Source organism: Bacillus sp. AFS012607 (assembly GCF_002558005.1).
GTDB classification, from domain to species: Bacteria; Bacillota; Bacilli; order Bacillales; family Bacillaceae_G; genus Bacillus_A; species Bacillus_A thuringiensis_S.
On record NZ_NTVM01000020.1, the window covers coordinates 163,474 to 190,119 of the forward strand.

Consider the following 26,646-nt stretch of genomic DNA (forward strand, 5'->3'; position numbering starts at 1 on the left):
GCACCACATTTTTGGCACGCTATTATCATGGTGGAGTAGTTTATTAGCACATCTTGCTAAAATACCAATCCATTTATTCATAAATAAAACGATAGATTCATAACAGGTCATATCACGATTCCATCTTTAACACTATAATTATAGCGTTAAATGTACAAATATACAATATAAATTTTAAACTGCGCATATGTCTGTATGTAACTATCCATAATAACCCATATAAAGTTCAACGAGGAATAAGGTGAATATATGGGTTCTTTTCGAAAATGGATAAGGGGCGAAAAATCTTTCTCTACACACGAGCAATCTGAAACTGTATTACATAAAGAAATTTCTTCCTCCATGCCGCTTAATCTTAAACACTTATCCAAATTATTTAGTGGTATTCCAGAATTAATTACACGCACTTTCCCGTTAAAAAACGGAAAAGAAGCTGCTCTTATATATATGGAAGGACTTGTAGATAAAACTGTTATTAATGTAGATATTCTTCGGCCTCTCTTATTTAAAGAATGGAATGAAGACGATTTTTGGGAATCTTCTGTTTCTATAGGGAATATTAAAAAAGTTCAGAAGTGGATAGACATTGAGCAATCTCTCTTACATGGCAAAAGTATTTTATTTATAAACGGTCAATTATCGGCTTTAGAACTAGATACACAAGCGGCGCCAAAAAGGAGCATTGAAGAACCTACAACAGAGACTTCCATAAAAAGCTCACACGAAGGATTTAATGAAGTGGCAAGTGATAGTATCGCACTTATTCGTCGCTATATTCCAAATCGCGAATTAAAAGTGAAGGAATTCACTGTTGGCGAACGAGCAACCTCTAAAGTTTTTTTACTTTATCTTGCAGATGTTGCAAACGAAGATGTTGTACAAGATATGGCATGCCGCATCGAATCAATCAAAGTAGATGCTATTCTTACTACCGGTGAATTAGAAGGATTTGTTGAAGATAATTCCTATACTCTCTTCCCACAATTGTCTATCACTGAACGTCCTGACACAACGGCACATCATATTTTGAATGGGCGAATCGCTGTTGTTGTAGATCGCTCACCAGGCGTATTAATAGGACCTATGACCTTTTCATCCTTTTTTCAGACGATAGATGATTACAGCTTCAGACCTATGATTCCATCTTTTATACGACTTCTTCGTTTCACTGGGCTATTTATTGCAATATTTGCTCCTGCTCTTTATATTGCTATGATTTCCTTCCATTATGAAGTAATTCCGCTCAAATTGTTGTTAACGATTGGAGAATCTCGAGCCAAAATTCCTTTCCCCCCCATATTAGAAGCTTTATTAATGGAATTAGTTCTCGAAATGCTCCGAGAAGCAGCGATTCGGCTTCCTGGGCCTGTTGGACAAACAATCGGCGTCGTAGGAGGAATTGTAATTGGACAAGCTGCGGTTCAAGCTGGGATTGTTAGTAACGTTATGGTTATCGTCGTATCAATTACTGCGGTTGCCTCTTTCATTATTCCTAACTTAGAAATGTCAGCAGGAATTCGGCTTCTTCGATTCCCAATGATGATAGCAGCCTCTTTATTTGGCGTCATTGGAATTATGGTTGGAATGGCAATCATTATCATCCATATTCTTTCTATGGAATCACTTGGTGTGCCATATGGTAGTCCTTTTTCTCCGTCATATGCTTCGGACTTAAAAGATACCCTTGTACGTTTCCCATGGAAAATCATGAAGAAACGGCCACTATCTCTACAATTAAAACAAAATAACCGGCAAAGCGATGTTGAGGAAAAGGAGGAGAATAAGTGACAAAACGTGCAAAGAGGGAAATCACTTTATTTCAATACATTTTAACTATTAGTGGTGTTCAAGTCGGATTCGGCGTACTTACACTCCCGCGTGAAGTTGCACAAGGGGCGAATACAGATGGCTGGATGTCTATTATTATCGGATGTGTCATTACTACTTTAGTCAGTCTATGTATTGTAAAAATTATGGAAAAACATCCAGGATATACTTTACTTGATGTGCTGATACGCTATCTTGGAAAATGGCTAGGAAGAGTAGTAATGATTTTTTGGATTTTATATGCTGTACTCGCAGCTGTTTCCTTAATTTTTTCCCTCTTATACGTTATTCACATTTGGATTTTACCTAGATCTCCTATGTCTTTAATTATGATTTTGCTATCTATTCCAATGCTTATGCTTGCATGTAAAGGAGCACTTATTATTAGTCGTTTTGCTGTTTTCACTGTCATCTTTACACTTTGGATGCCATTATTATTATTTATTCCTCTTAAAGATGGGCATTTTATATATCTACTTCCTCTTATCAAGGAAGGATGGCTACCAATTATAAACACCGTGAAATCAACTATCATTGCGTTTCTCGGATTCGAGTTTTCGTTTGTCCTTTATCCTTATTTAACTAACAAAGCATCTGCAAAAAAAGGAATCGTTATTGCGAATTTGATTACGTTATTTATTTATCTTCAAATCACGTTCGTTTCTTTTATTTATTTTAGTCCAGATGGTATAACAAAGTTTTTATGGCCGACACTTTCTCTTGTTACACCGTTTCACTTCTCATTTCTTGAGCGATTTGAAATTATCTTTTTGTCATTTTATCTCTTTATTATTTTTGATTCCTGTATTCCTTATATTTTCACTGCTTCAGATGGAATTAATCAATTACTTAACAAAAAAGGCAGTTCATTACCTATTTATTTTTTATTATTCGGATGTATTTTCATCTTATTCTTTTATATCCCTTCTTCTTATCAGATAAGTGCGTTGCGGGAATTTTGGGGAACTGCTAGTTATTTTATCGTTTTTCTATTCCCAGTGGTATTTCTCTTATACATGACACTTTATCAGCATTGGAAAAGGAGAAAAATTTAAATGAGACGTTGTATTCATTTTATTATATTTTGTTTCCTCATAATTTTTTTAGTAGGCTGTGAAGATCGGCTTGATTTAGAAAAACAATCCATCTCATTAATTTACGGTTTTGACGCAAAACCAAAAGGAAAATTAATTGTGTATCACGTAAACCCTATTTTTAATGAAGATGTAGAGAAAAAGTACGAAATTCATGAAGCGAAAGTACATACACCCCGAGAAGCAAAAGATACGTTTAACAGTTCAAGCAGCGGTTTAGTGTCCACAGAAAAGTTACAGCTCATATTGTTTAGCACAAATTTTTTAAAACAAGAAGGAGCTATGCCTTATCTGGATGTTTGGTATCGCGATCCTAAAAATACAGGAAATATGCGCATGGTTGCAGTAGATGGCCCCATTTCTTCTGTTATATATAATAATTTCAAAGATAAGCCTGCTCTTCCTGAATATTTAACAGATTTAATTAATACGAACAAACTATACAATCGGACCGTGTTTACGACATTCCATGAATTTCATAGACAAACTTTTAATAAAGGCGTAACTCCTGCTATTTCAGAAATAAAAAAAGGGAAGAAAGATGTTATTGTTACCGGTTCGGCACTATTAACTTCTCGTGGAACTTATAAGATGTCTTTAAATCGCTATGAAAGTGCCCTTCTTCTTATGGTGCAAAAGAAAGCTAATATACCCGTTTCACTTACAATGAAAATCCCCTCTAATTTAGTTGAAAGTAATAGCCATCTAAAAGATACAAAAGGCGACGATTTCATAACAATAAACGTTCTTAGTATGAATCATGATATCGATACAGACTATAGCGATAACCGCTTCAAATTTAATATTAAAATGGATTTAAAAATTGCCGTATCTGAACTTACATTCAACATGGATATAGATAAAGATAGAAAGAAATTAACTTCTCTTATTACAAAACAACTAAACAAAGATTTAAACGAATTAATCTACAAAATTCAAAAACAGCAACTCGATCCATTCGGATTTGGTGATTATGCGAGAGCATTTCACTATAAAGAATGGAAACAAGTTGAAGATGATTGGCCACGTGCCTTTTCAAAAGCTAATGTGAAAGTAGCACCAACTATTAAAATTTTAGAAAATGGGATTATTAAATAGAAAAAACACGCTACTTGCTCTTATACGTTTAAAGAGCAAGTAGCGTGTTATCATTTTTTATTTTGAAGCTTATGCAGTTACGCTTCTGTTTCTGGTTCTTCGTTTTCCGCTTGTTCCAACCTTTGCTGCTCCGCAAGTTCAGCTGAAATCATTCCATAATAAATTTCTGGATATAATCCAAATATTTGATATACACTTCCTAAAAACGGCATCAGAATCCCTCTTTTCTAAAGTTGTATTGCCACTTTTAAGGATTCCCTTTTCATTCATTATACATTCGTTTTTGGCGTTTCTTCTTCATCTTGAACACTTAATAAATTTTGCCATTTTTTATACGGAGCGCTATTTGGATCTACATATCCTTTTGCATGCGAGCGATCCCACAATTGTTTAATAAACATTTCTTTCTCTTTCTTTGCCACCATATCGGCACCTGTACCGTAATAGTTCTGGAAATACAACTCGATTTCATCAAGGAATAGTCTTAATAATTCATCTGATGTTTCTTCTAACGTCGGATCATACTTCGCTTCACGGTCATACATTAAAATCATGTCTAAAAGATTGTGGACATGTTCTTTTCTAAGCCATCTTACATCTTGGGCTCCTAATACGAACGGATGTGTATATAAATGTCCACCTTGTATCATCGCCTTTTCTTGCTCTTCTTCAAATCGTGACAAGATGTTTTCATAAATAAACGGATTATGAAGCAATGCTCTGTGTAATTTATAACTTTCGCTTGAAATATTTTTCCCCATCGACTGAATTAAAAAGCTACGTCCCACACCGTTATATTGATACACAAACTGTCCATCAACAGCAACTAAACTAATCCAGCGATACATATATGCGTATAGTAATGCACGATTACATTTATCATAATCTAATTTTGTTTGAGTCGCGTTTAAATCTGGCATAAAGGCTGGTAAGTGCCAATACTTATCTAAATGCGGCGTTAAACTAGATTTTTTACTATTTAATTTGTTTACACGGCGATAATAAGATTGGAAATAGTCACCTTTATCATTCATAAATCCGTTTGAAATATGTCCTGATGATAATTTAGGAAAGTCTTGCAGCGATAAGCCGTAATGTGCTCGATAACAGATCACTTCAAATGGCGAAAAGGCTTCATGTACTGTATCTTTTTCTTTAAACATTTCTTGAATTAATTCCTCTTGCAGCTCTTTCTTTAAAGAAGGATGTATACCCCAATATTGTAATTCCCTATGATGAGCAACTTTCGGAACGAATGGACTCGCTAAATGGAACAGGTCTTCAATTTTTTCACGAACGTATTCATCGCGATCACGTTTCTTATAATCCGCTTCTTTTCGCAACGCCTCAATGATATTCAGTTCTAATTTATCACGATAGCGTACTTGCAGTTCGTCATAACAATAGCTCAGTATATGTTCTCGGTAGAAATCCTCTACCTTTTTCGACTGAATCTCTTCTGTTTTCGCATCACGACAATATTCCCCGTACAAACTCATATAAATTTCCGCTGATATATCTTTCGGTAGTACACCTAAATTTAAATGTTGCTGCATATCTTGCCATATCTTTTCTTGCAGCTGTTCCTCAGCTAATACATATACATTCGTCGGGTTTGTTTTCCCTTCAAATTCCTTACTGCGCTTTTGGATTTCAAACAATAAATTTTCACGTGTTTCATGTAAATTATCAAAAAACCTTTCCCAATATTGAATCATTTTATTAACTGTTTGATATAGCGATTGATACACAAGTTCTAATAGCATTTCTTTTCGATATTCATTTAATTTGTGTACATATTGCGTTACGATGTCTTCAAATTCTCTTTTGAATAAACGTTGCTGATTATTAATCATTTTTCCAAACCAGCCTTGTTGTTGAGCAATTTCTACTCGGCGTACAGCCGTTACCGTTCCATCGATATTACCCACATTAAATTTTTTATCGTAGTTTTGAATTACATTACGCTTTTGTTCATTATTTTCATGTAGTCGATTCATTTTTTCTACTAACTGCTTTCGAATTTCATATAACATAAAACGTGCTGCTACTGGGTGAACTGGATCTGTTTTCTTTAAAAACCATGTATTTAGTTGATAGGACTGCCCTTCAGAACCACTTGGTGAAAAGCGGTCTGATTCAATCATGTCATATAAAAGTGTCGTTACATGTTCATGTACACGGCTCGGAATCGCATACGCATATAAACGCACCGCATGATCCACTCTTGCCACTTCACCTTTCATTTGTTCCATCATTTTCAGCTTCGCAGCTGAAATTTTACACTCATGTTGCAGACGATTTAATTCCTCATCTTTTTGCACCGTGCGTTGTACATAACTTTCTACAGCTTCTAAAAACAGTTTTGATTTCGCAACTCCGAGCTTACCACCCTCTGCTCCTTCACGCGTTTCATTGTACATTTGTCTATAGAAAATATGAGCTTGCTCTGGACGGGTAGCAAGATGTTCCAAGTCCTCTAAATAACTTTTACCTCTCTCCGGCTTTTCACGCTGCATCCCACGTTTTACATCTTGGTCATATCTTTGCTTCTTCTCTTGAAACAGTTGATCTAAATGAAGCCACGATTCATCTAAACCTTGCACAGCCCATTTTAAAGCACAATATTTTAACACATGCTCATACGGATAAATGAGTTTTGCCGTTCCTGCCCCGCAATATCGTCCTTTTCCGCTTGATTCTGCTAATTGCTGAATTTGATTGTCTTCCTGTGCAAAATGACTTGTAGACATCGGGCTAAATAACTGTAAATAAATTGTATTTGCCATTTGCTCCATATAATCTGATAAATTGTGCAAATGGTGTCCATGTAGGTTTTCGTAGTCGTATAAGAAACAATAATTGTACGGTAAATGATGTTGTTTAATTGTATGATTCGTTCTTCCGTCTTCATCTACTTGATCAGGGCGATACTCTAATTCAATTGTTACCCCGCCGCGTTTTGATAATTCTCCAGTAGAACCGAGCGTAATAGCATGTAATTCTTTTAACGATGCATATCCGTTTGCTTGCACCGTCTCAAACTCTTTCGCACTAACTGTTCTCGTCTTTACTAAAACATCAGGCATTAAAAACGCACCGCGTATTAAAATGTTATGATGCTGCAATTTTTTCCGAAGCATTTCACGTAAATATAATGCAATTTGTAGAAACATCCCCGAACCTGTTCCGCCTGCTAGTGATGTTACTATAATGACACGCACACCATATTCTGTTTGATCACTTGTAACTGGAAAAATTTTCTCGATTTCTTGCCAAAAAGAGGTCAATTTATCTTCTTTCATCGCAGCACGTAACGCTAAACGTGAAATGACACGTAACTGTCCTGCTCCTTCTGTTAATGGTTTATCAAGTATAGTCGGATCCATCGGAAACCACTCTGGAATCGTTGGATCTCCCGCAATATACTCCCTAGGCGTTTTACTAGAACTTGTTTGTGTCTTAAACTTTCGAATATGATCAAATTTACTCAAAGTATTCACATCTGTATCAAATACGTGCATTGCTACCTTTTTTCGGCGCTCTTCAGGCAGTTTTTCATATATTTGATGCGTCACAGTACTACCGATTCCACCTAAACCAATTAATATTGTTGGAACTTGTAATGTCATGTGAACCACCTTCCTATTCTTGCTTGTTTAAAAAGAAAGGGAAAGAAAGCTAAGACTCCCCTCTTATCCCTACCTACTATTCACATTCATATTTGTAAATCTCCTTACCATATCCTCTATCAATTAATAAAAGTTCATTTGGATATAGTGTCTTATGCTCCATTCCTACTTCTTCCTCTGTTATAAACATCCCATCAATAATCATTCCTACTACTTGTGACTCTTTCGCTACAAAGACAGATTTCGAACCTTTCTTGGCTATAAACGTAACGGATTGCACAGTTTTTCTTTCTGCTCGAAATGGGATACCAAAATAATGTTTCCACCATTTATTTCGAAGTAATTCTGGTTCAGATTGATATAACCAATCTTTCGCTACTTCTTGATCCCATTCGTAATACAATAGCGCTTTCCGGTGAAATCTTGGACGAACAATCCATCCTAAAACGATTATGCCTACTACTAGCAGCAATAAAGTGATAGGAATGACAAACTTAAAAATAAGCGCATACTTTTCATAAAACGGCGCACTTTGAATATGGAGTGATATTTGCTTCTTTACTTCTTGTAATTTCGCATCTTGTATAACGATGGTAGCTTCTACGGTGCCAGTATCTGTGAAATTGAATGTGTCGGAGTAATAAGGACGAGGATAAACGTAAATTTGATTACCACGTTGTTTTATTTCATAGTTGATTGATTGTTTAGATGTGACACCAGTAGATTTTAATAGTTTCTTTACAGCCCCTTCTGTCATCGGCTTACCATCTAACTTTGGTTGTAAAATAAACGGTTTACTATTCTCTAAATTCGTTACTTTTTCTTCATAATCTTTCGTAACAGTTTGAAGTGATAATTTTGGCTTTTCTGTTGTTTCAATTTTGAATTCTTTCGTCTGTCTGTAAAATCCCTTTATATTCATATGAACTTTTCCACGTACTAACCCTTTACCAATCTTCGTTTCGTAATAAAACACATGCCTCTTATCGTTCCACTTCATCGGATATTGTTTTCCGTCTATTTCTACTTCTGCTTGAAAGTAAGAAGACTGAATTGGTAACTCAGTAGGCTTTGCTTCAATAACAGCAGTAACACCTTCGTACATTTGTTCAACATTTTTTTGACTATTATCATCTTTGTCATAAGTAGAAACCGTATAGTTAAGCGCTGGTTCAACAAGTACTTGCAATCCTTCTTTCTCAATATCCCGATCCACTTCTATCGTATATGTTCCTGGTTTAATGACTTCCTGATTTTCCGTGCTTATATGAACTATATTTCCGAATAATTTCGCTTCTCCGGGTGCATGTATGGAAAAAGAAGACTGTAACTGTAATGGTTTCGAAATTTGTGTGACCTGATAATTAGACAGCGAAGGCGATTGTCGTACAAGCGTCATACGCTTTAATGGGAACGGCGTTGTAATCTCTACTTTCTTTCCTACTACTTTCGTTTTTACAATCGATTCAACGGAGGAGAATGGATCACGATTCGCAACTAATGCTGCCACTTGATTTACACTTTTTACAATGCCATCCTCTCCGCTTGACGGCATCGTAACTCCGTTTATCTCTTTCTTCCATATTTCCTTGAACGTATTTAGTTGTTCTTTTTCTTGTTGTCCTAAATCTTCTTCCATCGTAATTAAGACTGGATGTAACGATATCTTTTTTGCATCCATTTCTTTCTTAAACTGGGCTAATTTCTGTGTAATTTGTTCTTTTCCGCCAACTTTATCTTTTTCTAGATCATTAAATGCCCCGTCAGTTAATACAATAAGCCAAAATTCACGTTTTCCATCTATATCTGCTTCCTTTTTTATAGATTGCATCGCCGTCTCTACTGCGCTAAAAGGAGTATTTAAATACGTTTTCCACGCTCCAATTCCTTCAATTTCTGTTTGCCTTTTATCCTTCGTTAACGAAATGTTTAACGGATTATTCGGCTTGCTCATTGGAACATAAGAAAATGTATCTTTTTCATCTAATAGCGCAACTAAACTTTGCAAAGCGTAATTGGCATATTTCCAGCGATCGTTATTTCTCATGCTGCCCGAATCATCATATACAAGTGAAACGACCCTTTCCTTTGCCTCCTCTCCTTTTGCAAAAGTCCAATAAGGATGTAACCATATAAATAGAAACAACATGAATGTGGCACAAATTCGAATTTTCATGATGAGGCTTCGCCACCTTTGTAGACAAATTCCTATGTTTAAATTTATGAGAGGAAACAAGATATATGACTTGTATTTTAGGACAACTAACCCACCATAACTTTATTATGTAAACATATATATACACTTGGTAATATTCTTTATAGCATTTTCTATCCAATTATATAAGCAAAAAAGCCTGTCTAAGCTTCATACTTAAAACAGACTTTTCCTACTTTTCATATTAAAAACACACAACAAAAAGTTTGATTTTTTAATTAGCACATTACTTCAATTGTAAATCCACCAGGTGCTTCAACGTAAAATGTATATGCATGGGCATGCTTAGGAGGCTCCACCAAAAATCCATCTTTCTTCAATCTTTGATTTATCTTATCTACTTGTTCTTCACTTCCTTGTGGAAATCCTACATGAAATGTTTTTGGATACTGAACTTCTTTTCCCTTCATTAAAGTTAGTATAAATCCATCATTATCACGCATAACTGCAAAGGCATTCCCCCTTGTTCCACTACAAATTAAACCAAAATACCTCTCTAAAAACTCTCTAGATGCTGTTACATCTGTAACTGTTAAATTAAGATGTTTAATTCCCAATCCTCCACCTTCTTTCTCAATTTTCTAATATTTTATCATACAAATAAAAAACACGCCTTTCACAGCGTGTTTCATTGCTTCACATATACTTCAACAATTGGATTATCTTTGTTATCTGCATGTAAGCGTATATTCGCTTCACTCGTATTATAAATGCTGGCTAATAGCATAATTGTTAACAAATTAGGAGTCTTAGCATCACTTCCGTATTTTCTTTCAAGCGCTTCTTTATATTCAAACTCTAAATCCCCCTGTATATATGTATACACTTCAAATCCATCCTCTAAATTGCAAACTACTGTATCAATAATATCCGCTCCTACTTGTTTCTTCATTTCATCTCGCAATGCTTCTATAAATTCTTTCCACGGTACTTCGTATGTTTGAAACTGATCTGTAGATTTCATTGCCTTTCCCTCCTTACTATATCCTTTCTCTATATTTCCCCTTTCATATAACAATTATGATAGGTAGGTCATTCGTACAAGCCGCACTTGTCCCCCTTACATATCGTATTACTGTAAGGGGGAAGGAGGACAGAACATGCATAGACAAAGATGTTATGATACGTGCCGACGTTATTTCGGTAAAGTTGTTCGAATTGAAGATCGCGATGGTCGCATTCATTTAGGCAAAATAATCGATGTGACAAATGAATCTGTATGGATCGAACCAATGCAACAGCGCTCATCTTTTGATACAGGATTCGGATACTATGACGCATATGCAAACGGTGGTTGTGATCTTTGCGGCGGCATTAGCAGGTGTGATAGTTGCGGATTTGGTTGCGGTGGTGGATTCAGTAGCTGTGGATGTGGCGGTCGTGGTTGCGGTAATTGTGGTGGCGGCGGCTGTGGTGGCGGTTGTGGCTGGGGCGTTGAACTTGGATTTGGTTTCATCTTCGGAATTACTTTAGCTGCATTATTTTTCATTTAACATAGTAAAGAGTTGACTACCTTTAGCCAACTCTTTTTCTTTATTTTTCACATATAAAAATACGATGCCCTAAAATATGTTGGTACATAAGCCGTACATTTTCATGCTGTACCCATGCCTCATATAACTCATTCGGAATATATGTTGATACATTCCATTCCGGCTCTTCTATATAGCTAGATATCGTTTCTGCAATTGTACCACCGCCAGCAATTGTAATTCTTTTGAAATTTGCTTTCTGAAATAGTTGTACCCACTCATTCTCAGTTAATAATTCTTTCATGCCATATAATTGGGCAATTTTTTCTTCCTCACTCTTCTCAATATGTGTATTAATAATCATTTCAATGACAACAAGCTTACCATCCTTCTGTAATACACGATAGCACTCTGATATAACCCTTTCTTTATCTGTAAAAGCGAGTATCGATTCCCCAAGCACAAACTCAAATGAATCATTTAAACAAGGTAATCGCTCTGCATCACCTTGAATCAATTGTACATTCAATCTTTCAAACAACCATCTATCTTTCGCTTTTTGAATCATAATTTCATTCTTTTCAACCGCTGTTACTTTATAACCGAATTCTTTTGTCATGTAAGCCGCTGTTTTCCCTGTACCACAACCTATCTCAAGGACATCCGCTCCTTGTCTAAGAGGCAGTTGTGCTAGCAATTGTTTTGTTAACGTAAAACCACCAGGATGAGCACTTCCTATTCCGTAATAAGCTAAGAAATCGATGTAAGTATTTCGTTCCATGGGATTCTCCCTTTTTTATTTTATATATTCAAGGAAGAATGAAAAGTGCATAAAAAAAGGGCGCATCACGCGCCCCCTCAGCTTATTTTTCCTCACCGATATATGCCCATTTGTAGCTGTAATCTCCACCAACTGGGTGGTGAACAATTCCTTTTACTTTTGCTCTTTGAACAATTGCATCACCACGTTGATATAATGGTGCAATTGCTGCATCTTCCAGTAACATTTTCTCCGCTTTCAGTAAGCTATCCCAACGATCTTTCGTTTTCGTTAATAGCTCGCCTTTACCTTTTTGCACAATTTCATCATATTTAGGATTTGAATATCCTGTTTGGTTATGAGGCCCATTTGTAACGAACATATCAATGAACGTCATTGGATCTAAGTAGTCAGGGCCCCAACCAGCGTAAGATAAATCATAATCTAGATCTGATTCTAATTTTAACTTTTGTTTAAATGGCTGGTTTTTCAAATTCACTGTTAAGCCTGGTAAGTTTTTCTCAAGTTCTCCTTTTAAGAACTCTCCTACTTTTTTCGCACCATCACCATCATAGTTTAATAGTTCTACTGTAATTGCATCTTTTCCAAGTTCTTTTTTCGCTTTTTCCCAATGCTCTTTTGCCTTTTTCACATCTGTTTTCAAAATATCTCCATTTTCTTTACGGAAGTCTTTTCCATCTGGGCTCTTAGCAAATTCTTTTGGTACTAAGTAATCTGCAGGTGTAGAACCATCATTTAAAATTACATTCGTTAAGCCTTTTTTATCATACGCTTTTGCAATCGCTAAACGTAAATCTTTGCTCTTTAGCACTGTATCTTGCCCACCACGTTTTTGGTTTAAGCGTAAGAAGTACGTTGACGGTGTTTTTTGTGTAAAGAAATCGGGGCTTGATTTATATTTGTCAACAAATTCAGATGTAAGTCCTGAGCGATCAATTTGTCCACTTTCATATAAATTGACACGTGTACCGCTATCTTTTACCACATTAAAGTTAATTTCTTCCAAATTAACTGTTTTATTATCCCAGTATTGTGCATTTTTCTTTAACTTCCAACCTTCTTCATGTTTCCAGTCTGTTAATGTAAATGGTCCGTTGTATAACGTTGTATCTGCTTCTAAACCGTACTTTTCTCCTTTTTCTTTTACAAACTTCTCGTTTAATGGATAAAATGTTCCAAATGAAGTTAATTCTACAAAGTAAGGAACTGGATTTTCTAATTCTACTTCTAACGTATAGTCATCTACAGCTTTTACTCCTAACGTATCTAGCTCAGCTTTTCCTTCATTAATCGCTTGTGCATTTTTTAAATCAAACATAATGTATGCATATTCTGCTGCTGTATTTTTATCTACCGCACGTTTCCAAGAGAATACGAAATCTTTTGCTGTTACAGGCTCTCCATTTGACCATTTTGCATTTTTATTCAATGTAAATGTATATTTTTTACCATCATCACTCTTTTTATATGATTCAGCAACCCCTGGTGTTGCTTTATTATCTTTATCAAGTCTATACAAACCTTCCATTACGTTGTTTAAAGCGAGAAACGATACTTGGTCTGTCGCTTTAGCAGAGTCCATAGATGGAATCTCTTGAGACTCTGTTAAATTAAGCACTTGCTTCGCCGCTAGCTTTCCGCCTTCTTTTTCACTGCTTTTTGGTGTTGTGCTTGCTTTATCTTTTTCCCCAGATCCAGAGCAAGCTGTTAATGCCATACTCATTACTAAAACTGGTGCTACTACCGCTGTTAATTTTTTCATCTTTTTTCTCTTCATTTTTGTACCCTCCCCAATTATATGTACGCTATTAACATTTAGAGATTCCCTACTAACTTTCGTTATCAGAAAATTCTTATTAATTAATATTCTACTGTTTTTTCTAGTTTTGTAAAGTATTTTTGTAAATTTTCTAAAAATTTATTTTTTTATGATAGTAACTTGTTGTTTTAACTACTATATGAATTATCCCCCGTCTACTATATGTAAACATCCATTCCCTTATTCCACTCTATTACTACGTTCTATATTTTTCTTATTAGCATGAGGTCTCTTACTATCATTCATCTTTCTTACTACTTACTGACCTCTCTAATTTCCTCGGATAGAACCTTCTTTATTACCTATCCGATTCTCAATAGGCTAACGAGATTTATTCCCTTATACATACTAAAAAGCATTTCACTTTATTTTTTCCGCCATCCTCAGTTACATACGCCCACTTAAAGCTATATTCTGAACTGATGTTATGTTTCACAATTCCTTTTACATTCGGTTTCATTACGTACGATCTTCCTGTTTGATATAAAGGAACTAACCCTGCATCTTCTTCAAGGAATAATTTCTCAGCTTTCCCTAACGTTTCCCAGCGTTTTTTCGCATCACTCATTAATTCATTACCTGCTTTTCCTACCATTTCATCGTATTTTGGATTTGAATAACTCATTTGGTTGTACGGGCTCTTCGATTCAAACATATCAATAAATGTCATTGGATCCGCATAGTCTGGACTCCAACCTGCATAAGAAATTTCATAATCTTGCGCAGTTTCTAATTTTAATTTTTGTTTGAACGGCTGAATTTTTGTATTAATTGTTACACCTTTTAAATTTTTCTCAATTTGATCTTTTACATAGTCAGCAATCTTTTTCGCAGTTCCATCATCATAGCTTAGCAATTCAATTGTAACTTGATCTTTTCCAAGTTCTTTTTCCGCTGCTTCCCAAGCTGCTGCACCTTTTTTCGGATCATATTTTAGACCATTTTTAAATGCAACTTGGTAATCTTTACCACAAGGACCTGTCGCAAGCCCTTTTGGTACTAATTGATCTGTTGCTTTTGAACCGTTATTTAAAATAACGTTCGCTAAGCCTTTTTTATCAACTGATAATGCAATTGCTTCACGAAGTTTTTTGCTCTTTATAGGCGTATCTTGTCCGTTACGTTTTTGATTTAAACGTAAGAAGAATGTACTTGATTCCGCATACTCACCATATTCTTCTTTGTTCGATTTATATTTATCTACAAACTCTCCTGATAGTAATGTAAAATCAATTGATCCTGTATCATATAAGTTTACTTTCGTTGCAACCTCTTTTACTACACTATAGTTAATTTCTTCTAATTTCACAGTCTTTTTATCCCAGTACTTATCATTTTTCTTTAGCTGCCAACCTTGTTCATGTTTCCATGAAGACATAACGAACGGTCCGTTATACAACGTTGTATCTGCTTCTAAACCGAACTTATCTCCTTTTTCTTTTACGAACTTTTCATTTAAAGGATAGTACGATGGGAATGCCATTAAATTCAAGAAATACGGTACTGGCTTTTCTAATTCTACTTCTAGTGTATAATCATCTACCGCTTTTGCTCCTAAATCTGTTAGAGGTTTTTCACCTTTATTAATTGCTTCTGCATTTTTAATATAGAAAGCGATAAACGCATATTCTGCCGCTGTATTTTTATCAAGTAAGCGTTGCCATCCATATACGAAATCTTTCGCTGTTACAGGATCACCGTTTGACCATTTTGCATCTTTACGTAGTTTAAATGTATATTTTTTGCCATCCTCGCTTTTCGTACTAGACTCTGCCGCAGCAGGAATTGACTTATTATCTTTATCAAGGCGATATAGGCCTTCCATCGTGTTCCCTAAAATTTGCGCACCTAATGTATCAGTAGATTTAGAAGTATCCATCGTCGGAATTTCTTGGTTTTCCGTACGATTTAATACTTGTTTCGCTGCATATTTAATATCAGATTTTTTTCTTCCCCACTATTTGATGTAGTAGTCGTTTTCTTTTCCCCACCTGATCCAGAACATGCTGTCAATGCAACACTCATCGCTAAAACTGGTATTACAACTGCCGTTAACTTTTTCATTTTTTTCTCTTCATTTTTGTACCCTCCCTAATTATATGTACATTACCAACCCTTGAGAGACCCCTTACTAAAGACTTTTTTTTAGAAGATTACAACTAATGTCATTCTACTCTTTTTTCCGTAATTGCAAATAGGTTTATTTTAAATATTCTGTTTTTTATTTAGTAGGATTTATCTTCTATCTACTATATGTACATACTATACACCTTATTCTCCTCTATTTAACCATACTAAAAATTAGTATTTTAAGCTCACAAAAAAAGCATTTAAAAGTAGCTAAGCCACTTTTAAATGCTTTTTCAACTCTATTATTTTTCAGTTACATATGCCCACTTAAAGCTGAATTCTGGACTGATATTGTGTTTTACTACACCTTTTACATTTGGTTGTAAAACATAAGAATCTCCACGTTGGTATAAAGGTACAATCGCTACATCTTCTTCAAGTAATGTTTTTTCAGCTTTTCCTAACTCTTCCCAACGTTTTTTCGCATCACTCATTAATTCCGTCCCAGCTTTTTTCACCATGCCGTCATATTTAGGGTCAGAGAAGCTCATTTGGTTATGTGAATGTCCAGTCTCAAACATATCTAAGAACGTCATTGGATCTGCATAATCCGGATTCCATCCGCCATACGAAATATCATATTGTTGTTCAGTTTCTAATTTTAGTTTTTGCTTAAATGGTTGAAGTTTAATATTAACTGTTACACCTTTTAAGTTTTTCTCAATCTGATCTTTAATATATTCGCCAACTTTTTTCGCATTACCAGTATCGTAGTTTAAGAATTCGATTGTAACTTGATCTTTTCCAAGTTCTTTTTTCGCTTCTTCCCAAGCTGCAGCAGCTTTTTTAGAATTTGGTTTCAAACCGTTTTTAAATGTTTCTTGGAAATCTTTACCGTCTGGTCCCGTTGCTAATCCTTTTGGTACTAAGAAGTCAGCTTCTTTTGATCCATCATTTAAAATTACATTTGCTAAATTCTTTTTATCAATTGATAGCGCAATTGCTTCACGTAATTTTTTGCTCTTTAATGGCGTGTCTTGTCCATCACGTTTTTGGTTCATACGAATGAAATACGTACTCACTTGTGAATATGTGCCAAATTCATCTTTCTTGCTTCTATATTTATCAACGAACTCTCCATTTAATAAAGCAAAGTCAACTTGACCGCTATCATATAGATTGACTAAAGTTGCAGCCTCTTTAACAACACTAAAGTTAACTTCTTCAAGTTTTACAGTCTTTTTATCCCAATATTGATCATTTTTCTTTAATTGCCATCCTTGTTCATGCTTCCAATCTTTAAGAACGAACGGTCCGTTATAGACAGTTGTATCAGCCTCTAAACCGAACTTCTCGCCCTTTTCTTTAACGAACTTTTCGTTTAATGGATAATATGATGGGAATGCTACTAAATTTAAGAAGTACGGTACCGCTTGCTCTAACTCAACTTCAAGTGTAAGATCATCTACCGCCTTCACACCTAATTCAGTTACAGGTTTTTCTCCTTTATTTACTACTTCTGCATTTTTAATCGGGAATGCAATAAATGCATACTCAGCAGCCGTTTTTGGATCTAACAGACGTTGCCAAGCATATACGAAATCCTTTGCAGTTACTGGATCTCCATTTGACCATTTTGCATCTTTACGTAGTTTGAACGTATATTTTTTACCATCTTCACTTTTCGTACTAGATTCTGCCGCTGCTGGAATCGGCTTATTGTCTTTATCAAGACGATATAAACCCTCCATCGTATTACCAAGCATTTGTGAAGATACTGTATCAGTTGATTTAGAAGAATCCATAGTTGGAATTTCTTGTGTTACTGTTCGATTCAGCACTTGTTTCGTTGCTAATTTTTCCCCTGACTTACTATCTCCACCAGAGCTAGAATTTGTGCTTGTCTTCTTATCTCCACCTGATGTAGAACATGCTGTTAACGCCATGCTCATTGCTAAAACCGGTGCTACAACTGCTGTTAGTTTTTTCATTTGTTTCTTTTTCATTTTCTGTACCCTCCCTAATTCTAAACGATAGCTATTCAAGAATTTTCTGATAATTCTGTTTTTCTCTATATATTTATCAGACGATTCTTACTACTTCTTATTCTACTAATTTTTTAAAATTTGTAAAGTATTATTATTGAAAATTTTTAAAAAATTATTTTCTTACAGTAATATTCATAAAAATTCCATATGATCTTCAAATTCTATTTCTCTTTCATATAAATGTACCACTTTAATGGTATTTATCATATTTACACATTAAATATCTATGAGCTCTTGTTAATAAATAATGTATATTTTTAGAAACTCCTTTCCTACAAAAATAAAAAAAGTCAGCAAAACTGACTTTTTACCCGGCTATTTTTTCTCTTTTCATTTCCTCTATTACTTTGGTATACTTCTCATCATCAAATTCATTTTCACTTTTTGCAACAACTACAGTTGCAATACCGTTACCAATTAAATTAACGATAGCACGTGCTTCTGACATGAAACGATCTACACCAAGTAATAGCGCTAAACCTTCTAATGGGATAACATTCATTGCAGATAAAGTAGATGCTAGCACAATAAAACCTCCACCAGTTACTGCTGCTGCACCTTTAGATGTAACTAATAAAATAGCTATTATAGTTAATTGTTGACCTAGTGAAAGATCGACATGAAAGACTTGAGCTAAAAATATAGTAGCCATCGATAAATAAATTGTCGTTCCATCTAAATTAAATGAGTATCCTGTCGGAATGACTAAACCTACTACTGGCTTCGAACATCCCAAGTCTTCCATCTTTGTCATCATTCGCGGCAGTACTGATTCTGATGACGATGTCCCGAGAACAATGAGTAATTCTTCTTTAATGTGAGCTAAATATTTCCACAAACTAAATTTGTACAGTTTACAAATAAAATTTAAAACAATAAAAACAAATAATGCCATTGTCGCATATACACAAATCATTAATTTGCCAAGTGGTATGAGCGTGCTTAAACCATACTTCCCAATTGTAAATGCCATCCCACCGAATGCTCCAACCGGTGCTAATTTCATTACAATTGATAAAATGTTAAAAAATACTTTCGATAATCTTTCAAAAAAGTCAATAACCGGTTGTCCATTTTTCCCTAACATCGTTAACCCTGCGCCGAATAAAATGGAGAAGAACAGAACTTGTAAAATATCACCTTTGGCGAATGCTTCAAACATGTTAGACGGCACGATATGTAAAAAGAAATCCATCCATTTCATTTCTTGTCCGCTTTGTACATATTGCGAAACATCTCCGCCCTTTAGTTTTGAGGGATCTAATCCGTCTCCAGGACGCACAACATTCGCTACGATGATACCAATAATTAAAGCCGCTGTTGTAACAATTTCAAAATATAATAGTGCCTTCCCACCAACACGGCCTACCTTTTTCATACTTCCCATACTTGCAATACCGAGCACAATTGTTAAAAAGATAATCGGTGCAATAACCATTTTAATCATATTGATGAATGTTTCACCAATTGGCTTCATTTGTTGTCCAACACTCGGCCAAATTGCCCCTACTGCAATACCACAAATAATGGCCACAATAACTTGGAATGTTAAATTCTTTGCAATTCTCATTTTTGCTACTCCCCTGTATTTTCATTTCTCCCAAACTATTTTAAGCAATAACATTTATTCTATGTGATAGCCCCCTTGCTATTTAACTTAAACCACAATTTTATGTTACACTATTATCTTTAATTCGAAAATAGTATATAACATTTAAGAATAAATGACATACTATTATACACAATAAAAAGCAGACATTACGTCTGCTTTAATTCTCCTCAATTTGCTTTTCACTTAACCCTAGATGTGTTCTAAGAGTATTACTCAAACTCTGCAAATCTTTTTTATTAGGATTATAATAATATACACGTTGCCCATTTGGACCATTAGGTAAATATAAATCATCACCAGCTAGTTGTATTTTTTCAACTGAACCGTTTAAACCGTATTTATAAAAAGATAAAATATCATCCATTACTAAGTTTGTTTTAAAATCGTCGTCAACTGCCTCAACTATTTTTTCTAGCTTCGTAATCGATCCTACACTTTTTAATTTACTTAAAATCGATTCAATAACAAGTTGTTGCCTCTGCCCTCTCATCGCATCACTATCAATATGGCGCGTTCTTGCTAGTGCAAGTGCTTCTTCCCCATTTAATTTTTGCAATCCTTTTTTCAAATGAATCGCATCAGGTTCATCTTTACTATTTTGCTCCGTAAATTCAACTGGGACATCTACTTCAATACCATCTAACCCATCAAAAATTTTAGTAAAGGAACCAAAATTAAATTTCACAAAATAATCAACGGGCACTTGTAACAATTTTTCTACCGCTTCCACAGAAGCTTGCGGTCCTCCATCTTTACCATTTTTAACGAAACCACTTCCATATGCATGGGTTATTTTATCTTTTTTCTTTTCAACTGGAACGTATGTATATGTATCACGCGGTATGCTCGTTAATTTCACTGTTTTATCGTCTTTATTAAAAGTCGCTAACAATAATGCATCTGTATGAAATGCACCATTATACTCCTTTTGTCGTTCTTGATTTTCATCAATTCCCATAATTAAAAGTGAAACATGATTTGCAATTGGCTTTACAGATTTCTCACGTAAATTGGATTTTTCACCTCGTGCTAAATTCAAATTAGATTTTTGTACGAGACTAGAAGTTTTCATATATACATAGGCTCCATAGCCAATTCCACCAAATAGCAATACCGCTAGTAGTAAACTTATTATCGTTTTCTTTTTATATTTTTGCTTATTTTTCTCTTCTCTTAAAGATGAATGATTCCCCATTTACTCTCCTCCTGTTTCTATTCATCCAATATGTTTTTCATATTTAGCGCTATCCTTTTGAAACATACTTTCTTTCAATCCCTTATCTATTTGTATCCATTCTGTCGTAAGTGAATATTGAATCAAGCCTTCTTGAAAACTAAGAAATTTCAACATAATCCCTGTATTTTTCTCCACAACCATTTCGAATTTCCCTCTTAAATCTTCAGAGGTGCTAACAGGCATCTCTATATTGATGACTCCTTCAATTTTGTAACAATCTAATCCAAGATATTTCGTTTCTTTATAATTCCAATCTTTATATCGAATTAACAAATCTGCGAATTCTGATTGAATACTATATTTCGCTAGTCCTACATATTCATCATCATATCGCTTTTTTTCACCTGATTTTCTCAATAACCTTTCCGTAGGATTTAACTTTAATAATTCATTGTTTCTTTCTTTCGGGTTCCATTTTGTCTCTTTATAGGTATACTTCTCATCATCAAACTCTTTTTTCTTGCCCTCGTTATATATAATTGTTCGTTTTTTCGCTAGTTTATCTTCTTTCGAAGAGATACCTCTTTGTTTTTCCGTATCAATTGCATACTTATATGTTGTAGCAATTCTTGATGAGCTAGAATATTCCTCAAATTGTCCTGAACTATTTTTAAAATAATCAATAGAATCTAGCATCTTTTGATGAATCTTTTCTTTATCTGGATAATGTACATTTGATTTTATTTCTTCTTCATTTTCATAATCAGAAAACGCTTTTTTCTTTACATATTCAAATACTCCACCGTTTTGCGCAAAACTTTGTATAGAAAACTCAGACATAGATACCACTGAAAGTATACAAACCGCTGCACTAATTATCATCATATGGATTTTGTAACTCTTCTTTTTTACCTGAAGATTATGTAGTGTACCATTAATCTTCTCATTTAACTCTGGAGGTACTATAACATTTTCATTTTTTATTCTCTTTTTTAATTTCTCATCAAATAATTTTTCACTATCCACCCTTTACACCCCCTATTCCATCTTTAATCGTTTTTGTAGTTGTTCCCTCGCACGCGATAATCTTGATTTCACTGTTCCTTTCGGTATTTCTAACAGCTTCGCAATACTATCTTGATTCATATCTTCATAGTAATAAAGCACCGTAACAGCTCTTAATTCTTCATGTAACGATTGAATCGCATTATACAAATCTATATCTTCATACTGATCACACGCACTCATATTGTAATCATTCTCTTCTGTCACAATTACATTTTTATACGCTCTAATAATATTGTTACACTCATTCATTAAAATTCGAATTAACCAAGTTTGAAAAAACTCTTCTTTTTTTAGTTTTTTTATATTTTCATAAGCTTTTAAAATTGTTGTCTGTATCGCGTCCTCTATATTTGTCTCATCACGTAACATCGCCTTTGCTATTCGATACATCTTCACTTTTTCTGTATGTATAAGCGTTATAAAGGCTTCATGATCGCCTTTTTTCGCTAAAGAAACATCGGTTTCTTCTTTTATAATCATTTTATATAAAGGGATTACTTTCACAATTGCTCCTCCTGTTTCATCCTCACTTCAAATTTAACTTTACATGTATTAGACGTAGGAACCTAGGAAAAGGTTCATTTTTTTGAATATTTTTGTAAATAAAAAGATAAATATCCTTTATAAGTGTTATGTAATAAACATACTAGATTTAATTTACAAATAAAAAAAGCCCACTTTCTCAGTGGACTTTCTACTTTACAACGGTAAATCCCTCTTCTTAAAAACTACAATTGCTACTATGAAAATACAAAGTGCTCCAGCAGTTAAACCTATACTTACCGGCCATATATTATACGTTCCTTCAGCAATTTCTTTCGGATGAAACAGCGTGAATAATGATAGACTTCTCATCCACTCTAACTTATCACTTAATTTACCTACCATATCCAATACGAAAAATAAGATAGTTAAACTCGCTGAATAACTTAGTGCCTTTCTTTCGTCATTACATATACAAGAAAAGAAAAATGAATACGCACTAACGACTAAAAATATGAGCCCTCCGACTACATTTATCTTCAAAAATAATTCTTTATTTAAGTTATTATCTTGTAAAAACCATTCTGCACCTACTAACCCAGCTACATACGTAACAGATACAATAATCAGAAGTCCCAATATGAGAACAGCAGCTTGTGTAATAGCAATTTCCACTCTAGATACAGGTGTTGCTAACAAGTATGCCATTGCTCCTTTATCTACATGACGAGCAATTAAATGTGTTGCAACTGTTACACAAAAAATTGTTAAAATGATAATAAACAATAGACTATAGTATTCACCAGCTAAAAAATCCATTACGTTTTGAATCGGACTTTCCATACCAACGATTTTTTTCACACTATCAGGCATGGCAGCTATTAGTTCATTTAGCCCTTTCGCTGATACCATTGACGGGAATATCCAAATTAATAACCACAAATATAAAGCCGCACCAAACGCATAACTCAAAATATTTTTTTGTGTTTCTTTCAAACTAGCTAAAAATAATTGCTTATTCATGCGTTACCCCTTCTTTCTTATCGTAATAATGCATAAATAAATGTTCTAAATCCATCGCTCTCGTTTGAAGTGCCGTTACATTATAGTTTGAAATTGTTTGTAAAACAGTTTGATAGTTTCCTTGTACAATGATAGATGCCTCTCTACCTTTTACCACTTCAAATTGCAAATTACACTTTGTAAGAGATTCAATCTCTTCTTGCGATGATACGGTTACATCTATTACCTGTCGTCTCATACTTTGTAAATCGTGAATATTTTCAACCGTTACGAGTCGACCATCTTTAATAATCGCTACTCGATCACACGTACGCTCAATTTCAGTGAAAATATGTGATGACATTAGGATTGTTTTTCCTCTTTGCTTTTCCTCTAATATTAATTCTATAAATACTTGCTGCATAAGTGGATCAAGTCCAGATGTTGGTTCATCTAAAATTAACACCTCTGGATCGTGCATAAATGCAGCAACTATCCCCACTTTTTGCTTCATTCCTTTAGACATTTTGCGAATCGGTGTTTTCACATCAAATTGCAGACGATCTATCAGTTCATCTCGTCTTTTCGTATCCTTTAATCCACGCATTCCTTGCATTAATTTTAAAAACTCTAATCCGTTCATTCCTTCAATAAAAGAAATTTCACCCGGTAGATAACCAACTTCCCTTTGAATTTTCGCTGCTTCATTCCAACAATCTAATCCAAAAATTGTCGCTTTACCAGCTGTCGGTTTTATAAATCCCATTAAATTACGAATCGTCGTTGATTTCCCGGCACCATTCGGTCCTAAATAACCGAATACTTCTCCCTCTTTTACATCAAATGTAATATGAAACAAACCTTTTCCATTCGAAAACTGTTTTGTGACATCCTGAACTGAAATCATAATTCCACCTCATTTTTTGAAATATTTAATATGTGATATTTCAAAATCATTGTACTCCTCATCTTTCATATTCGCAACAACTTTTTGAAATATTTATTAGTCCATATTTCAAAATTATTGTTTTCCATTATTTTTTCTTGTATATTTTAAGTGAGGTGATTGCATTGAACGGATTTGAAAGAGTAAAAGAAAAGAAAAAACGTGCCATTAAAGAAGCAGCATTCGTATTATTTTCAGAACGTGGATTTAATGAAGTGAAAATAGAACATATCGCAAAAGAAGCGAACGTTTCTCAAGTTACAATTTATAATCATTTCGGAAGTAAAGATGCGTTATTTAGGGAGCTTATACAAGAATTTATCATATCTGAATTTCAATATTATAAAGAGCTTGCAGAAGAAAAATTACCTTTTCATGATATGATGCAAAAAATGATTGTAAGAAAAATGAATACTGGCGGGTTATTTCAACCTGATATGTTACTACAAATGATGCAAAGGGACGAAGAACTCCGGAAGTTTATTTATAGTTATCAAAATGAAAAAATCCTGCCCTGGTATTTAGAAATATTAGAACGAGCGCAGCGCAAAAACGAAATTAATCCTCACCTTACTAAAGAAATGATGTTACTTTACATTCAAATGTTTACAAAATTAGGTGATGAATTTGGAGCACAACTTCTTGAAGGAGATCGTGAAAAACATATACAAGATATCGTTACGATGTTCTTTTATGGACTCTCCGTCCCAGAAAAATAATTTTTCTAAAGAACAAATAGAATTACCAAAAAGCCCTTTGGATATTTAAATCGCAAGGGCTTTTTCATATCAAAAAATGTCTAAAACTAACTTTATCTTAAAGAAGTTAAATGCTTCTTTATAGATAACACCTTATTATAGATTAACTCTTTTAGCATAACAGGCTGAATTGAAATAATCGTTTCACCGAAATTCAGAAAATAATTTGAAATAAAATCAAATTCTTGCTTGTTAAAATAGCCTGTTATAATGTAATTTTCATTTTCCTTTTGCATCCTCATGGAAGGGTAATTCTCTTTATCAAAAATGTCTTTTCCTTTTTGATTAACAATGACGCTAAAATTAATTGCATCAGGCTTTCTGTGAAAAGTAGTAAGATAACTTAATAATTCTTCAAGATTTTTTGGATTAATATTGCTCGTTTCCACAATAGAAAGAATTTTATCACATCTAATTATTTGAACATTATTCGTCTCAAAATTAAAGATTTTAGCATACCACTGGCCAAATTTAGATTCTATTCGAATAAATTGGGCAACCAATGCTTTCTCCTCACCTTTTTTTAAATATGTTAAATGATAAACTCGCTCAGCAAAAATCCCCTGTAAAATTTCTTTTAAGAACGGACTAAAATTACTATGATTTGTTACTTCAAAGGAAAGCGTTCGTTCCATAATTGAAATATTTTTACTCACATTATCAGGTAATACATGTTTAAATTTATTTTCAAGCGCAATACTTTCTACATTAAATGGTTTTGTCTTGTATCCATTTAGCGTAAGAATTGAAAAATATAAGGCATACATTTCATCCACACTAAAATAAATTGGTGATAAAACACTATTTTCTATAATTTTATAACTTCCATTTCTACCCAATTCAGAATATATGGGTACACCTATTTCTTCCAATGATTGAATATCTCGCAAAGCGGTACTTTTAGAAATATCATATCTAACCATTAAATCTTTTAAATTAAAATATCTTTTATTATTTAAGAAAATAAGCATATCATTTATTCGTTCCGTTTTTTTCATATTTCCCTCCCAAAAAGGTGTCATGTATTGAAACCCTTTTAATCTATATTATAATTATCAACTAATAAAGGAGTTATATATTTATGACATTAGAAATAGCTATTTTTCTTTCAATGAATGGGCAAGCAAAGGAGGCGATTAACTTTTATACACGTCATTTAGAAGCCAAAAAGTTAATGGTTGTTACGTATGAAGAACTGGCGAAAAGAGATAGTTCTTTTAAAATTAAAAGTGAAAATAAAGATCATATTGCTCACTCTGTTTTACAAATTGGGAATACAAAGCTAATGATAGCAGAAGATACAATGAAGCCTAATGAACGTTATAACGTTGGAAATAACATGTCACTTTGCATTCAAAGCGCTAATTTAGAAGAAATACAAAGGTTTTATAATAATTTAATTTCCGATAAGCATGTGAAAATAATCTCTCCCCTAGAAAAAAATATATTTAGTGAAGCATATGGTATTATTGAAGATCCTTATGGCATACAAATCCAATTAATGTATGATAAACGACTAAACTAAATAATTAATCATATTCACA

The 26,646-nt window shown here is 34.0% G+C and carries 21 protein-coding genes and 1 pseudogene; 6 read left to right on the forward strand and 16 right to left on the reverse strand.

The window, feature by feature from the left end; translation table 11 throughout:
• Positions 1 to 249: 249 nt before the first annotated feature.
• From CN409_RS22230 to CN409_RS22240, 3 genes are read left to right on the forward strand one after another with little or no spacing between them, the layout of a single operon-like run.
• Positions 250 to 1,788, forward strand: a complete 1,539-nt coding sequence (locus CN409_RS22230) for a spore germination protein (protein ID WP_000534546.1) — start codon at positions 250 to 252, stop codon at positions 1,786 to 1,788.
• The gene (locus tag CN409_RS22235) at positions 1,785 to 2,882 is read left to right on the forward strand and encodes an endospore germination permease (protein ID WP_000166526.1); all 1,098 of its coding nucleotides are present in this window, start codon (positions 1,785 to 1,787) and stop codon (positions 2,880 to 2,882) included. The genes CN409_RS22230 and CN409_RS22235 overlap by 4 nt, the downstream gene beginning before the upstream one ends.
• Positions 2,883 to 4,019 (forward strand): Ger(x)C family spore germination protein, encoded by a 1,137-nt coding sequence (locus tag CN409_RS22240; protein ID WP_001250481.1) that lies wholly within the window; start codon positions 2,883 to 2,885, stop codon positions 4,017 to 4,019.
• A 77-nt stretch (positions 4,020 to 4,096) separates the two neighbouring features.
• Here CN409_RS22240 and CN409_RS22245 read toward each other — a convergent pair whose 3' ends face one another.
• The 5 genes from CN409_RS22245 to CN409_RS22265 all read right to left on the reverse strand — a co-directional run bounded on the left by CN409_RS22245 (position 4,097) and on the right by CN409_RS22265 (position 10,830).
• Positions 4,097 to 4,231 carry a hypothetical protein gene (locus CN409_RS22245; protein ID WP_001116178.1) on the reverse strand — a complete coding sequence of 45 codons (135 nt, stop codon included), beginning with the start codon at positions 4,229 to 4,231 and terminating at the stop codon, positions 4,097 to 4,099.
• 57 nt (positions 4,232 to 4,288) lie between these two features.
• Positions 4,289 to 7,651, reverse strand: a complete 3,363-nt coding sequence (locus tag CN409_RS22250) for a tubulin-like doman-containing protein (RefSeq protein WP_000175112.1) — start codon at positions 7,649 to 7,651, stop codon at positions 4,289 to 4,291.
• A 76-nt stretch (positions 7,652 to 7,727) separates the two neighbouring features.
• The gene (locus tag CN409_RS22255; protein WP_079245820.1) at positions 7,728 to 9,827 is read right to left on the reverse strand and encodes a vWA domain-containing protein; all 2,100 of its coding nucleotides are present in this window, start codon (positions 9,825 to 9,827) and stop codon (positions 7,728 to 7,730) included.
• Between the two features lie 257 nt (positions 9,828 to 10,084).
• Positions 10,085 to 10,423 (reverse strand): VOC family protein, encoded by a 339-nt coding sequence (locus tag CN409_RS22260; RefSeq protein ID WP_000511531.1) that lies wholly within the window; start codon positions 10,421 to 10,423, stop codon positions 10,085 to 10,087.
• Positions 10,424 to 10,494: 71 nt separating this feature from the next.
• The gene (locus CN409_RS22265; RefSeq protein ID WP_000842916.1) at positions 10,495 to 10,830 is read right to left on the reverse strand and encodes a hypothetical protein; all 336 of its coding nucleotides are present in this window, start codon (positions 10,828 to 10,830) and stop codon (positions 10,495 to 10,497) included.
• Between the two features lie 136 nt (positions 10,831 to 10,966).
• Here CN409_RS22265 and CN409_RS22270 point away from each other — a divergent pair, with 136 nt between their 5' ends.
• Positions 10,967 to 11,359 carry a hypothetical protein gene (locus CN409_RS22270; protein WP_000555008.1) on the forward strand — a complete coding sequence of 131 codons (393 nt, stop codon included), beginning with the start codon at positions 10,967 to 10,969 and terminating at the stop codon, positions 11,357 to 11,359.
• 40 nt (positions 11,360 to 11,399) lie between these two features.
• Here CN409_RS22270 and CN409_RS22275 read toward each other — a convergent pair whose 3' ends face one another.
• The 10 genes and pseudogenes from CN409_RS22275 to CN409_RS22325 all read right to left on the reverse strand — a co-directional run bounded on the left by CN409_RS22275 (position 11,400) and on the right by CN409_RS22325 (position 24,305).
• Positions 11,400 to 12,119: a class I SAM-dependent methyltransferase gene (locus CN409_RS22275; RefSeq protein ID WP_000440865.1), complete on the reverse strand. Its 720-nt coding sequence runs from the start codon at positions 12,117 to 12,119 to the stop codon at positions 11,400 to 11,402.
• Between the two features lie 82 nt (positions 12,120 to 12,201).
• A complete protein-coding gene (locus CN409_RS22280) occupies positions 12,202 to 13,896 on the reverse strand; it encodes a peptide ABC transporter substrate-binding protein (RefSeq protein WP_086389955.1) in 1,695 nt (564 codons plus the stop codon).
• Between the two features lie 373 nt (positions 13,897 to 14,269).
• Positions 14,270 to 16,002 (reverse strand): annotated as a pseudogene (locus tag CN409_RS22285) (peptide ABC transporter substrate-binding protein).
• Positions 16,003 to 16,310: 308 nt separating this feature from the next.
• Positions 16,311 to 18,014 (reverse strand): peptide ABC transporter substrate-binding protein, encoded by a 1,704-nt coding sequence (locus CN409_RS22295; protein WP_000730156.1) that lies wholly within the window; start codon positions 18,012 to 18,014, stop codon positions 16,311 to 16,313.
• Positions 18,015 to 18,363: 349 nt separating this feature from the next.
• Positions 18,364 to 19,626 carry a dicarboxylate/amino acid:cation symporter gene (locus tag CN409_RS22300; protein WP_001216974.1) on the reverse strand — a complete coding sequence of 421 codons (1,263 nt, stop codon included), beginning with the start codon at positions 19,624 to 19,626 and terminating at the stop codon, positions 18,364 to 18,366.
• A gap of 199 nt (positions 19,627 to 19,825) precedes the next feature.
• Positions 19,826 to 20,863, reverse strand: coding sequence for an LCP family protein (locus CN409_RS22305; protein ID WP_097981068.1), 1,038 nt, complete (start codon positions 20,861 to 20,863; stop codon positions 19,826 to 19,828).
• A 21-nt stretch (positions 20,864 to 20,884) separates the two neighbouring features.
• Positions 20,885 to 21,871: a hypothetical protein gene (locus CN409_RS22310; protein ID WP_000376636.1), complete on the reverse strand. Its 987-nt coding sequence runs from the start codon at positions 21,869 to 21,871 to the stop codon at positions 20,885 to 20,887.
• A 12-nt stretch (positions 21,872 to 21,883) separates the two neighbouring features.
• A complete protein-coding gene (locus CN409_RS22315; protein ID WP_000864724.1) occupies positions 21,884 to 22,417 on the reverse strand; it encodes an RNA polymerase sigma factor in 534 nt (177 codons plus the stop codon).
• 195 nt (positions 22,418 to 22,612) lie between these two features.
• On the reverse strand, positions 22,613 to 23,419 hold the full coding sequence (locus CN409_RS22320) for an ABC transporter permease subunit (protein WP_001041417.1): 807 nt from the start codon (positions 23,417 to 23,419) through the stop codon (positions 22,613 to 22,615).
• On the reverse strand, positions 23,412 to 24,305 hold the full coding sequence (locus CN409_RS22325) for an ABC transporter ATP-binding protein (RefSeq protein WP_000626561.1): 894 nt from the start codon (positions 24,303 to 24,305) through the stop codon (positions 23,412 to 23,414). The genes CN409_RS22320 and CN409_RS22325 overlap by 8 nt, the downstream gene beginning before the upstream one ends.
• A 155-nt stretch (positions 24,306 to 24,460) precedes the next feature.
• On the opposite strand from CN409_RS22325, the gene CN409_RS22330 reads away from it, so the two are divergent.
• Positions 24,461 to 25,063: a TetR/AcrR family transcriptional regulator gene (locus CN409_RS22330; protein ID WP_003309799.1), complete on the forward strand. Its 603-nt coding sequence runs from the start codon at positions 24,461 to 24,463 to the stop codon at positions 25,061 to 25,063.
• A gap of 92 nt (positions 25,064 to 25,155) precedes the next feature.
• Here the strand turns inward: CN409_RS22330 and CN409_RS22335 are convergent, their stop codons facing one another.
• On the reverse strand, positions 25,156 to 26,124 hold the full coding sequence (locus CN409_RS22335) for a helix-turn-helix transcriptional regulator (RefSeq protein ID WP_000187494.1): 969 nt from the start codon (positions 26,122 to 26,124) through the stop codon (positions 25,156 to 25,158).
• 59 nt (positions 26,125 to 26,183) lie between these two features.
• Between CN409_RS22335 and CN409_RS22340 the strand changes: the two genes are divergently transcribed.
• On the forward strand, positions 26,184 to 26,627 hold the full coding sequence (locus CN409_RS22340; RefSeq protein WP_000171340.1) for a VOC family protein: 444 nt from the start codon (positions 26,184 to 26,186) through the stop codon (positions 26,625 to 26,627).
• Positions 26,628 to 26,646 lie beyond the last annotated feature (19 nt).

Coding starts and splice junctions, on each gene's coding strand:
- CN409_RS22230 (WP_000534546.1), top strand. CDS start 250: ATGGGTTCTTTTCGAAAATGGATAAGGGGCGAAAAATCTTTCTCTACA.
- CN409_RS22240 (WP_001250481.1), top strand. CDS start 2,883: ATGAGACGTTGTATTCATTTTATTATATTTTGTTTCCTCATAATTTTT.
- CN409_RS22245 (WP_001116178.1), bottom strand. CDS start 4,231: ATGCCGTTTTTAGGAAGTGTATATCAAATATTTGGATTATATCCAGAA.
- CN409_RS22250 (WP_000175112.1), bottom strand. CDS start 7,651: ATGACATTACAAGTTCCAACAATATTAATTGGTTTAGGTGGAATCGGT.
- CN409_RS22255 (WP_079245820.1), bottom strand. CDS start 9,827: ATGAAAATTCGAATTTGTGCCACATTCATGTTGTTTCTATTTATATGG.
- CN409_RS22265 (WP_000842916.1), bottom strand. CDS start 10,830: ATGAAATCTACAGATCAGTTTCAAACATACGAAGTACCGTGGAAAGAA.
- CN409_RS22270 (WP_000555008.1), top strand. CDS start 10,967: ATGCATAGACAAAGATGTTATGATACGTGCCGACGTTATTTCGGTAAA.
- CN409_RS22275 (WP_000440865.1), bottom strand. CDS start 12,119: ATGGAACGAAATACTTACATCGATTTCTTAGCTTATTACGGAATAGGA.
- CN409_RS22280 (WP_086389955.1), bottom strand. CDS start 13,896: ATGAAGAGAAAAAAGATGAAAAAATTAACAGCGGTAGTAGCACCAGTT.
- CN409_RS22295 (WP_000730156.1), bottom strand. CDS start 18,014: ATGAAAAAGAAACAAATGAAAAAACTAACAGCAGTTGTAGCACCGGTT.
- CN409_RS22300 (WP_001216974.1), bottom strand. CDS start 19,626: ATGAGAATTGCAAAGAATTTAACATTCCAAGTTATTGTGGCCATTATT.
- CN409_RS22305 (WP_097981068.1), bottom strand. CDS start 20,863: ATGGGGAATCATTCATCTTTAAGAGAAGAGAAAAATAAGCAAAAATAT.
- CN409_RS22320 (WP_001041417.1), bottom strand. CDS start 23,419: ATGAATAAGCAATTATTTTTAGCTAGTTTGAAAGAAACACAAAAAAAT.
- CN409_RS22325 (WP_000626561.1), bottom strand. CDS start 24,305: ATGATTTCAGTTCAGGATGTCACAAAACAGTTTTCGAATGGAAAAGGT.
- CN409_RS22335 (WP_000187494.1), bottom strand. CDS start 26,124: ATGACACCTTTTTGGGAGGGAAATATGAAAAAAACGGAACGAATAAAT.
- CN409_RS22340 (WP_000171340.1), top strand. CDS start 26,184: ATGACATTAGAAATAGCTATTTTTCTTTCAATGAATGGGCAAGCAAAG.